Origin of the sequence: Streptomyces sp. NPDC059564 (genome assembly GCF_042735575.1) — a bacterium.
Taxonomy (GTDB): domain Bacteria; phylum Actinomycetota; class Actinomycetes; order Streptomycetales; family Streptomycetaceae; genus Streptomyces.
In genome coordinates, this window is sequence record NZ_JBHWBP010000257.1 from 1 (window position 1) to 11,137 (window position 11,137).

The 11,137-nt window shown below is 73.9% G+C and carries 7 protein-coding genes; 1 reads left to right on the forward strand and 6 read right to left on the reverse strand.

The window, feature by feature from the left end; translation table 11 throughout:
* Positions 1 to 59: 59 nt before the first annotated feature.
* The 6 genes from ACFV0Q_RS30505 to ACFV0Q_RS30530 form a co-directional block, all read right to left on the reverse strand.
* Entirely contained in the window at positions 60 to 2,576 is a 2,517-nt protein-coding gene (locus ACFV0Q_RS30505) for an acyl-CoA reductase (protein WP_385009591.1), read from the reverse strand.
* Positions 2,573 to 3,721 (reverse strand): acyl-protein synthase, encoded by a 1,149-nt coding sequence (locus ACFV0Q_RS30510; protein WP_385009592.1) that lies wholly within the window; start codon positions 3,719 to 3,721, stop codon positions 2,573 to 2,575. Before ACFV0Q_RS30510 ends, ACFV0Q_RS30505 begins: the two co-directional genes overlap by 4 nt.
* Positions 3,718 to 4,875, reverse strand: a complete 1,158-nt coding sequence (locus ACFV0Q_RS30515; protein ID WP_385009593.1) for a GNAT family N-acetyltransferase — start codon at positions 4,873 to 4,875, stop codon at positions 3,718 to 3,720. The genes ACFV0Q_RS30510 and ACFV0Q_RS30515 overlap by 4 nt, the downstream gene beginning before the upstream one ends.
* Positions 4,872 to 6,194, reverse strand: a complete 1,323-nt coding sequence (locus tag ACFV0Q_RS30520; RefSeq protein ID WP_385009594.1) for an MFS transporter — start codon at positions 6,192 to 6,194, stop codon at positions 4,872 to 4,874. The genes ACFV0Q_RS30515 and ACFV0Q_RS30520 overlap by 4 nt, the downstream gene beginning before the upstream one ends.
* The gene (locus tag ACFV0Q_RS30525; RefSeq protein ID WP_385009595.1) at positions 6,191 to 7,459 is read right to left on the reverse strand and encodes a phenylacetate--CoA ligase family protein; all 1,269 of its coding nucleotides are present in this window, start codon (positions 7,457 to 7,459) and stop codon (positions 6,191 to 6,193) included. The genes ACFV0Q_RS30520 and ACFV0Q_RS30525 overlap by 4 nt, the downstream gene beginning before the upstream one ends.
* A 186-nt stretch (positions 7,460 to 7,645) precedes the next feature.
* A complete protein-coding gene (locus ACFV0Q_RS30530; protein WP_385009596.1) occupies positions 7,646 to 10,132 on the reverse strand; it encodes a helix-turn-helix domain-containing protein in 2,487 nt (828 codons plus the stop codon).
* Positions 10,133 to 10,333: 201 nt separating this feature from the next.
* On the opposite strand from ACFV0Q_RS30530, the gene ACFV0Q_RS30535 reads away from it, so the two are divergent.
* Complete coding sequence (locus tag ACFV0Q_RS30535; protein ID WP_385009597.1) at positions 10,334 to 11,110, forward strand: PE-PPE domain-containing protein; 777 nt, start codon at positions 10,334 to 10,336, stop codon at positions 11,108 to 11,110.
* Positions 11,111 to 11,137: the final 27 nt, after the last annotated feature.

Consider the following 11,137-nt stretch of genomic DNA (forward strand, 5'->3'; position numbering starts at 1 on the left):
GTAGGCCCCGGCGGGCCGCCGCAGCCCGGCGACGGGTTCCGGACCGCGTCGGGGGCTTCCTAGCGGCGGGCGTCCACCACCGCCAGGAGCTTTCCGCTGGTCGGGCTGCGGTCCAGCGACGGGCCGTCGACCGCCTCGACCACCAGGTCCAGCAGCTGCTCCGCCACCGCCGAGCGGAGCTCCGGGTAGCCGGACAGGAAGACCTCCCGCAGCCGCTCCGGACCGGTCGCCCCTGTCCGTTCCACCCGTACGGTCAGCCGCTCGCGCGCTTCCCCGGCGTCGAGCCGGATCTGGAGTTCGCCGCGGTGGCCGCCCCGCTCCTCGGCCAGGGCCAGGAAGCGGCGGTGGTTGAGGAAGTACGTCGCCACCCGCATCACGTCACCGGTGCGCCCCCTCAGCTCGAAGCGCGGCGCGTGCCGGCCGCAGGGGCAGCGGCCCGGGACCTCCCGGCCGAGGTCGCCTATCAGGTACCGGCCCAGCTGCTGGCCGCGCCGGGCGTGCGTGGTGAAGACCAGCCGGCCCGTCTCGCCCGGAGCCACCGGCCGGTCCTCGGCCAGGTCCAGGATCTCCATGGTGTGCAGGTCGGCGTGCAGGTGGTGGACGCCGCCGGAGCTCTCGGTGCACTGGTAGCCCAGCGGGCCGAGGTCGGTGCTGCCGTAGGTGATCGAGCGGACGGCCTCGATGCCGAACGTGTCCTTCAGCGTGCGCCGCTGCTCCGGCGTGAAGTGCTCGCCGCCGTAGAAGACCTTGCGCAGACCCCCGTACGCGCGCAGCGCCTCCTCCTCGGCGTGCAGCAGCTGCCAGAGGTAGGACGGCATGCCGAAGAGGGTGTCGGCCCCGTGGTCGATGAGGGCCTGCGCGGTCGCGCGGTGGTCGGGCCCGGCGGACAGGGGGAGTTGGACGCCGCCGAGGCGTTCCAGTACGGAGAAGAAGCTGATGAAGCTGCCGTACATGGCGCCGCAGTAGAAGAGGTTGGCGGTGCGGTCGCCGACCGGGTCGTAGCCGGCGGCGAGCAGGCCGCGGGCGGCGGCGTGCATCTGGGTGTCGTAGTCGTCGTAGCTGAACACCGACAGGGCCGGTGCGCCGGTGCTGCCGCCGCTGCGGAAGAACAGCTCGGCGTCGGCGCGCGCCAGGTGCCGGGCCGGTTCCTGTACGTCCTCCTTGCCCTGCAGCGGTCCGGTAGGCCGCGGCAGGACCACGGGCCGGGCCAGGTCGTCGAGGCAGGCGGTGGTGGCGAAGCGGGCCTGGTCGGCCTGGACCGCGACGCGGCGGCTGTAGCGCTGGAGGGCGTAGACGCCGTCGTGCGGTTCGCCCGCGTAGCTGGCCGGCATGGCGCCGACCGGCGTGACACGGGTGACGCCCGCCGCCAGGGCGGTACGGGACAGCTCGGCGATGTCGGTCGCGCTGCCCGCGAGGCCCGCCGTCTGCAGGTAGCGGCGCATCGGGCGCAGGGTGGCGATCAGCCGCTTGCGGGGCAGCGGCTTGACCCACACGCTGCGGTGCAGCGGCGAGGCGGTGAGCGGCGACCGGGTGTCGGCCATCACCCGCCACGAGCCGTCGGGCGCGGCGAACACCCGGGTCAGACCCAGGTGTTCCTCCAGCCGGGCCATCAGCTCGGTGGTGGTCAGCTCGGCCTCCTCGGCGGGATCCGGCCCGCCCGCCGACGCGTCGGTCACGGCCGGCGGCCGGGCCCCGAGGACCGCGGCGAACCGCTCGGCGAACGCGAACACCTCGCCCTCGTCCTCGGTGTCGAGGTAGACCACTTGCGGGCTGGAGCACGCCTGCTGCTCGTACAGGCACACGTCGTCCGCGAGGGCGTCGAGCGTGCCGCTGTCCGACCAGGCGTCGGCGGTCAGGTACGCGAAGGAGATCCGGTGCCCCCACTCCACCAGCCGGCAGCCGGCCGGCACATGGGCCGCGACCCCCTCGACGGCTCCTTCCCCGCCCCATACGGCGACGGCGTCCGCGGGCGCGCACATCAGGCGCAGCCACTCCTGCCGGGACGACGGGAAGCGCAGGACGATCACCCGCGCGGCCAGGGCGCCGCTCGGGTCCAGGGCCACGAGCTCGGCCATCAGGTGCTGGGTCAGGAGGCTGTCGTCGCCGCTGGTCTTGAGGACGTTGACGTTCCCGGCGAGCAGGCCCTCGACGATGCTCAGCGGCGCGACCGTCGCGGCGTTGCCCGGCGCGATGTGGGCGACCAGGCCGACCGGCGCCCACGCCTCGTACACCGTCTCGCGCGGATCGGCCCGGTTCAGCCGTCCGGGCGTCGCGCTGCCCAGCTCCCGGCGCAGCTTGCGGGTCAGCTCCCGCCGGCCGAGGGCGCCGCCGAGCTCGGCCAGGACGGCCGGGTCCTCCCCCTCGGGCAGGTGCGCGGCGAGCCGGGCGCACACCGGGTGGGCCGGGTCGCGCAGGGCGGTGGCGAGGGCGTCGCAGGCGGCCAGGACGGTCTCGGTCTCCAGCCCCTCGGCCAGCGCGGCCTCGACGGCGGCCGGCAGGCCGGCGAGGCGGCGCCCGGCCTCCTCGTCGCCGATGAAGACGCCCTGCCAGTAGTGGTGCTTCTCGGTCTCGGTCACGCCATGCCCTTCATCAGTTCCGCTGCGGCCACCGCGCAGCTGCGGTTGCGGCTCACCCCGGCACGGCCGTGGACGGTGAACCAGGGGGTCTGAAGCTCGCACCCGCAGGCGCTGCCCGGCTGGAGGGAGGCGAGGTCGCCCATGACCACGCTCTGCGCCGGCACCGAGGTGATGTACGGCGACACGAGGTGCAGGTAGCCGGGCTCCCCGTACGGCAGGGGTTCGAGCGTGCGGGTGGAGCGGATCGTCACCCGGGACCAGACGGGCGCGTGCAGCCGGTGGTGGTCGCACTCGATGTACGGGATGCAGTGCTCCACCGACCCGAAGGTGTCCCGGATCCGCTCACCCGGGATGCCGAGCTGCTCGGTGACGCGGGCGTACAGCTCCTCCTTGCCGATGCGCCGGTCGGCGTGGCCCTTCCAGCCGCCGCCGAGGACCACGAGGGAGCCTTCGGGCAGGCGCAGCGGGGGCAGGCCCATGGCCCGCATCCGCTCCAGGGTGAAGAACAGGAAGGCCGGGAAGCCGAGGATGCGGACCGGGGCGTCCTCCCGTTCGAAGCGGCGCAGCGCGGCGATGCAGCCGAAGGGGTCGAACTCGTGCTCGCCGCCGGTGTTGCGCAGCGCGTACGCGACGCTGCGCGCCGGGGCGAAGTCGCACAGGTAGTTGTCGGTGAAGGCGGTCCCGAGGTTCAGGGAGGGGGACGGCTCGTAGCTGTACAGGAGGTAGTTGACGTCCTGGCCGGGGGTGATCCAGCCGTTGCGCTCGAAGATCCGGGCGACCATGCGCTGCGCGGAGCGGATGGTCCAGTGGTCGAAGAACATCTGCGACTTCTGGCCGGTGGTGCCGGAGGAGGTCAGGTGCAGCTCGACGTCCTCGCGCGGGACGGACAGCACCTCGTGCCGCTTGAAGAAGTTCGCGTGGACGAGCGGCGCGCGGTAGGGCTCCGCCGGGGGAGTGGCCTCGTACAGGGAGCGGAAGAACGGCGAGCGCTCGGTGTGCCAGGCGTGGCTCTCCGCCATGGCGGCGGCGAACAGTTCGTCCTCGGCGGGCCCGAAGGCGTACGGATCGGTCAGGTCGCACAGCTGTTGTACGTGGGGCAGGAGGGCCGGGTCGGGTACGGAGACCGGCGCGAGATGGGGGTTCATGGGGTGCATGGGGCAACCTCGGGTGGTGTGGGCAGGTGCGTCGACGCCCAGGCCGACACGTAGCAGTCCAGATAGGGCTGGAGGGGCGGTTCGACGGCGACGCCGCGGAAGTCGATGCGCTCGCTGGAGCGGGACAGGACGGCGTAGTCGTGGAAGCCGTCGCCGTCGGCGCGCATGGCCGGGTAGATGGCTCCGGCGATGAAGCCCTGGGCCAGGAAGGCGGAGAGGGCCTCGTGGTGCGCGAGGGGTACGAGGGCCTCGACGTAGCCGGCGCCCGCGCGGGCCAGGGCCCGGGTGACGGGTTCGAGGTACGCGGCCGCGGCGGCCGGGTCGGGGTGGGCGGTCAGCAGGGAGCAGTAGCCTCCGGCGCGGTTGAGGTAGGCGTACACCTCGAACCGGCCGTCCTCGGGCGTGAGCAGCACGTTCGGGGTGTGCAGCGGGTAGAACCAGCCCTCGGCGCCGGGGAACCGCTCGCGGAAGCGGCGGCGTACGAAGGCCGGTGCCTCGATCATCTCCAGCCGCTCGGCGGCCCCTTGGGGCTCGGGCTCCGGGTACGGGCCGTCGGCGGCGGCCCGTACCCCGGGGTAGTCGATGCCGAGCGCGGCCTCGGCGGTGCGCAGCAACGGCAGCAGCGGGGCCGGGACTTCGGTGACGGGCATCCGGCGGTCGAGCACCCCGGCGGAGTGACGCGCGTAGAGTGCGAGGCTTTCGCGGCTGCGGAGATCCACCGCGTTGGGCAGGATGCCCAGCGGGCGGAAGCCGTTGCGCGCGACGACCCGCTGCGGGCCCGCGCTGACGGTGCGCACGGTCGCGTACACCGAGTCCAGCCGCCCCGTGTCCAGCATCCCGGCGCACAGGGCCTCGGTGAGGGCGGCGGCCAGGCCCGACGAGCGGCGCTCGGGGTGCACGGCGATGCCCTCCAGGCGGCCGATGCGGCTGCCCGCCTCGCCGTGGATGGCGGCGGACGCGGTCAGCGCCCCGGTGTCGGGGCAGCGGCCGACGAGCCACAGGGAGTACGGGTCCTCGATGAGCCGGGCCATCTCGGCCGGGTCGGTGCCGAGGGCCACGGGGTAGTGCGGTCCGTAGACGGCGTAGTAGAGCTGGCGCAGTTCGGCGATGTCCGCGCAGACGGCCGGGGTGATGACGGGGTTCACCGCTCGCCCCCGACGGCCGGGGCCGGGGTACGGAGCCCCAGCAGGGCCAGCGCGCAGGCGGCGGGGACCAGCCCGATGCCCTGCACCAGGCACAGCGTGCGCGGCGAGAGGAAGTCTCCCGCCGAGCCGAACACCAGGGACGCCACTGGCAGGGAGGCGCCCAGGACGGCCTGCATCACGGCGAAGAAGCCGGGCTTGTCGGCCGTCGGCACCAGCCGCTGGAAGAGGGCAACGAAGCGGACGCTCACGGCCCCGGCGCACCAGCCGGCCACCACCAGGCAGCCCGCGAACACCAGACGGTGCGCGACCAGGCCCGGCAGCGCCAGCGCGAGGGCCATCAGGCCCAGGCAGTAGGCCCCGGCGACCGTGGGCCGCCCCGGCACGCGGGCGCCGGTGAAGGCGCCGATGAGCGCTCCGGTGCCCAGGGAGGCCTCCAGCAGGGCCACGGTTCCGCCACCGCCCGCGAGGACCGAGCGGGTGTAGAGGGGGATGACGACGAACACGGCGGTGGTGAAGAGGTTCGCCGCGGTGAAGCAGATCAGGATGCGCCGTACGTAGGGCAGTTCGCCGAGGATGCGGCGGAGCGTGCGCCGCTGGGCCGGGGCCGCCGGGTCCTCCCCGTCGGCCGGCGCGGCGGACGCGGCGGTACGGAACCGGGCGCTCGCGACGAGCACGGCGGCGCCGAGGTAGGCCGCCGCGCAGCCCGCGGCGAGCCCGGCCACACCGGCCCGGTCGACGGTCAGGGCGCCGAGCAGCGCTCCTCCGAGGCCGGCCAGGGACTGGGTGGACAGCTCGAAGCCGGTGGCCGTCTCGATGTCGGCGTCATCGACGAGTTCGGGCACCGAGGTGGTCAGGCAGGGGTCGAAGAAGGCCTGGCAGGTCGCCAGGGCGAGGCCGGCGGCGTACACGGTGGCGAGCGGCAGGCCACCGCCGTACGCCCCCAGCGCGAGGGCGGCCGAGGCGGCTCCGGCCAGGGCGGCGGAGGTCCGCAGCACCGAGCGGTGCGCGAACCGGCCGACGGCCCCGGCGACGACGGGCGCCAGCGCCACGGCGGGCAGCGTGCAGGCGGCCATGAACAGGCCTGAGGCGAGGCCCCGGGCGTCGTGCACGGCGTAGGCGACGATCCACCAGGACACGCCGACCTGGAACATGCGGACGGCGGCCTGGCTGAGGACCTGGCCCAGCCACACGGTGCCGAAGGCACGGTTGCGCAGGATCAGCGGGGCCCGTCGGCCGTCGGCAGCGGCTTCGGCGTGGGTTCCGGCGTGGGCTCCGGCATCGGAATCGACGTCGGTTTCGGTTGCGGGTGAGACGGTCACGCGGTCGGCCTCTCGTCGAGGACCCGGACGAGCTTGCCCGAACGGGGGTTCACGGCGAGATCGCCGTGACGTACCCACTCCACGGACAGCGGGTGCACGAACCCGGCGCGCACGCTGTCCGGATAGAGCGGCCGTACGGTCTCCAGCTCCGCGACGACGGCCCGGGCCAGCTCCTCCCGGCCGTGGCCGTGGCCGCCGGGGGCCGTCGCCAGCCGCAGGACGAGCCCGTCGCGGCCGTCCCAGCGGCGGACGGCGAGCTGCATGCCCACCACCTGCCCGGTGGTGTCCGCCGTGGCCACGGCGTCCTGGGCGTCCTGGGTGTAGAGGGAGACGGGCCCCACGCGTACGCCTTCCTCGGCGCGGCCCAGGATCCGGAAGTGCCCGGGCCCGGTGCCGGTCCACTCGGCCCGGTCGCCGGCGGGGTAGCGGATGATCGGCATGAGGCGGCGGAAGAGGCTGGTGACGACGACCCGGCCGGGCCGCCCCGGTTCGGTGATGGGCTCGTCGGTGGAGTCGTCGAGGATCTCGACGACCGAGTGCGGGGTGAACGCCCGGTGCACCCGGGCGTCGGAGCCGGGGACGGGGCGGCCGAGCAGCCCCGCGTCGACGCTGGCGTACCCGACGGAACGGGCCTCGGCGCGCGGGAACGCGGCGGCCAGCAGGCGCCGCTGGTCGTCGAAGAGGGCCTCGCCGCCGAACAGCAGCAACTCGACCGCGTCGAGCCGGACTCCGTACGAGAGGACCTCTTCGGCGAGCCGGCACAGGGTGGTGGGCGTCCCGGTCAGCACCTGGGCGGCGAGGTCGCGCAGCGTCGGGATCGTCGACTCCGGCGACGCGCCGCCGCCGATGGGCAGGCGGACGTTGTCCACGGGTGCGTGGGCGAGCGAGTCGAGGACGAAGAGGAAGCTCGCGTACAGCTCCCCGGCGTAGAAGAGGTCGGCGACGCGGTGCCCCGGGCGCAGACCCGTGTCCACGAGCCCCTGGCCGAAGGTGGTGACGAACGTGCGCCACTCGTCGCGGGTGTAGACGGAGAACTTGGGGGACCCGGTGGTGCCGCCGGTCTTGTAGACCGTGGCCTCACTGAGCGGGCCGGTCAGCACCCGGCTGTCGTGCAGGGTGTTGGCCGCCCAGAACTGCTGCTGGTCCACCACCGGCAGGTCGGTGAGGCGGTCGGCGTGCGGTGGCAGGGACGCGTAAAGGTCCCGGTAGAAGGACGAGTTGTGACGGGCGAAACGTATGAGGTCCGAGAGGTGCTGGGCGGACATGGGCCTTTGCCTAGGTGACGGGACTGGGGGCGCCGGGGGGCCGCCGTTGTGAACGGGGGGCCGTCTCCTCGACGCGCGCCGATAATTGACGCTCAGTCACAATGATGAAACATCAGTACGCTCGTCACCAAATTGAGCAAGGATTTCCGGCCAGGACGACGTCAGCCGTCAGAATTTGCGACGCCCTCAGGTGGTGGGCCCTCCGCGCAAGTGGTGTTGGAGGCGTGCGTGGCGGAACTGGTAGACGGCGCCGACCTGGCGCAGGGCGCCGCGCTGGTAGGCGTCGTCGAGGAAGGCGACGGTGGCCCAGGGGAGGCGGCCGGTGAGGGGCAGCCAGACGCGGGTGAGGAGGACCCACTGCCCCCAGGCGGTGAAGGCCAGGGCGTAGGAGAGCGCGCCGGCCAGGCCGCCGACGGCGCCGAGCGCGAGCCCGTCGGCCATGGGCCAGCGGAGGGGGCCGACGGCTCCCTGGAGGAGTCCGGTGATCAGCCGGCCGCCGAGGGCTGTCACCAGGGTCAGCATGGGCGCGAGGAAGAGGGCCTGGCGCACCACGATGCTGCGGTTGACGGCCAGCAGGTCCGTCGGGGTGGCGGCGGAGCCGAGGTCGATGGGGGTCTCCAGGGTGGCCACGAGCCCGAGCACCAGGCCTCCCGCCAGGCCGAACGTGAGCCCGTAGACCAGGGAGTCGACGACCGTCGCCTCGACCGCCGCCGCGTTGAGCGTGAGGTGGCCGCGGGTCGGTTGCGCTCCCGTGGTGAAGCCGAGCCCGCACCCGAGGCCCATGACGAAGCCGCCCAGCAGTCCGGCCGAGAACAGGGTGACGAACCTGCGGGCGGACGGCCCGTCGGCCCCGGCCGGCCGGCGGCGGCCGGGCAGCCGCATCCTCACCCGGGACGGCTCGAACGCCCTGGTCCGGAACACGGCCATCAGCCCGTAGACCAGTCCGAAGGCGAGACCGACCGCGGGGCCGAACAGCAGCGCGTCCAGCAGTCCCGCTCCCAGCGCGAACGTGGCGCTGTGGCCGGCGGCGAGGTTCTTGGCGGGGAAGACCAGCCAGTCGGCGAAGCCGGTGATCAGCGAGCACGCGAGGACGACGGCCAGGACGCGCGAGGACAGCCGCAGGGAGTCGCGCAGCTGCCACCACGCCAGATCCTGGCTCTCGTGCCGCCCGGGCCGGTCGAGGTGTTCGGCGAGGTACCCCAGGTAGTGCCGGGCGCGCCGCGGGTCCCAGGTGTGCGGCCGGAGCCCTCGACGGGGGCCGCCGTTCGCGGTCGTGGGGCGTCGGCGGTAGACGGCCGGTACGAAGCCGGCGAGCAGGTGCTCCTCGATGGACTCGGGGGTCGGGAAGCGGGCGGTGTCCAGCAGCACGGCGGGATCCCGGGCCGGGGTGTCGCTGTAGACGGTCCGGGCGAGCAGGACCATCAGCGGAGTGCTGAGCACCGTCCGGAGGTTGGCGCCGGCCCGGCCGTCGGGGTCCGTGCGCAGCCGCTCCAGAACGGGATCCCACGCGGTGGTGGCCCTTCCGTCCACGCCGGCCGCCGCGGTCGGACGCGCGGTGCGGGGCAGGTAGTGGAGCAGGTCGTCGGTGTTCAGGTCCACCAGTTCGATGGCGGCGGTCTTGCGGAGCACCTCGACGGCGACGGCCCCGGCGAACCGCTCGGTACGGCTGGTCAGCAGGAGCGGCAGCGAGCTCGTGTCGAGTTCCCGCAGGGCCAGGCCGAGGAGCCCGTCGGCCATCTCGTCCAGACCGTCGAGCACGGGCAGGATCCACCCGGCGTCCACGAGGGCGGCGGCCAGGGGCGAGCCGCCGGGGGACCGCCCGCCGAGGTTCGGGTGGTCGCGCAGCAGGCGGTCGATGAGCCAGTCGCGCAGCGCGGTGGCGGTCGGATCCCACGACCCGATGCTGAAGACCACCGGTACGGGCTCACCGTCGGACCGCTTGCCCAGGTAGTCGGCGACGAACCGCAGGATCAGCACGGTCTTGCCGGAGCCGGCCCGGCCGAGCACCAGCAGCCGTCCGGACGGCACGCGCCGGTAGACGTCGGCGACGTCGGCCAGGACTCCCTCCGGGGGCAACGGGCCGGAGCCGGTCCCGGGGGGAGCGGCGGGGAAGTCGTCCCCCTGGTCCAGCAGTTCCCCGGGCGCCGACCGCCACCGCACGGGCAGCGGGAACGGATCGTGGATGCGGCGCTGCTCCTCCTCGCGGACGCAACGGCTGTACACGTCGAGGGCCAGTGAGTCGGCGACGTCGGCCAGGGCCCCGCGCGACGGCGACAGCGCGCCGGGCCGCAGGGGGCGGGCGGGCTGCTCGGGCCCTTCCGGCCGGGCCGGTTCGGCCACTTCGGCCACTTCGCTCGCTTCGTTCCCTTCGGGCGGTTCGACGGGCCCGGGGCGTAGGGGATCACGCGGCGCGCCGGCGTCCTCGGCGGCGGCCTCGTGGGCGCGGCGAGCCGCCAGTAGATCCGTCCACATGCCGTCGCGGTCCCGCCCCAACGCGTCGGCGAGCGCGTGCGCGACCTGCTTCACCGTTCCCATCCGGGCATCGGAGGGTTTGCCGGTCTCCAGCCGGTGGATGGTGCGCACCCCCAGCCGCGAGCGCTCGGCCAGCTGTTCCTGGGTCATCCCCGCCTCGAGCCGCAGCCCGCGGAGCAACGCGCCGAACTGGTGGGTCACTTGGTCGCTCCTCGCCCGGTCACGTTCCTGCCACCGGTGACGGATGCCCTGCCGGTGACCTGCCAGAACGCCGTGGTGGGGAGACCGGCCATAAATGGCCGGTCGCTGACATGGTCCGCCGACCAGCGCGAACAACAGGATGGGCACCGATCGCCGCATCCGACGCGGCGCTCGTCCCGACCCGAGAGAGTTGACCGGTATATGTCCAGCACGAAGCCGAACAGGCTCGCCCGCCGCCTCAAGTCCGTCCTCGCGTCGACGGCCCTGGTGTTCGCCGCGGCCGCCGTCGTGCCGTCCGCCGCACAGGCCGACGCGGTCCACCACTACTACATCGAGATCGGCGGCACCGGCTCGGCCGTGAACGGGCCCGAGTGCAGCAGCACCTTCACGGCCGCGAACCAGCACCTCGACGGCGGCATCCCGGTCCCCGTCTGTTACGCGGCCAGCGGAGCCCCGTTCGTCGGGAGCCACAACGAGATGCCGGCCCCCTGGGGGACGCTGGGCTTCGGCGACAGCGTGAACCAGGGCTACCGCAACGCCCTCGCCGCGCTGGAGAACACGTACCGCGCCGACCCCACGGCGCGCTTCACGATCGCGGGCTACTCCCAGGGCGCCTGGGTCGGGGACCTGTTGCTCCAGACGATCGCCAACAACGGCACGAAGGTGCCCCGCTCGCAGGTCGACGGCATGCTCTACTCCGACCCGATGCAGCCCGGCACCGGACTGTGGCACCTGGTTCCCAAGGGGGTCGTCGTCCCGTTCGTGGCGGCCTCGCCCGGCACGGGGCCGGAGCAGTTCCCCGGCGTCCCGGTCCAGCGGTTCTGCATCCAGACCGACGGCGTCTGCGACGCGACGTCCCTGGACTCCGCCGCGGGCCTCCTGCGGCAGCACCCGCGCTACTTCCAGCCCGGCTCCATCATCGACTCCACCCTCGCCCACACGGGCGGCAGCGGGACCGTGTGGTACCCGGCGGTGTGAACCCGGTACCGCTGACCTGAAGCGGAC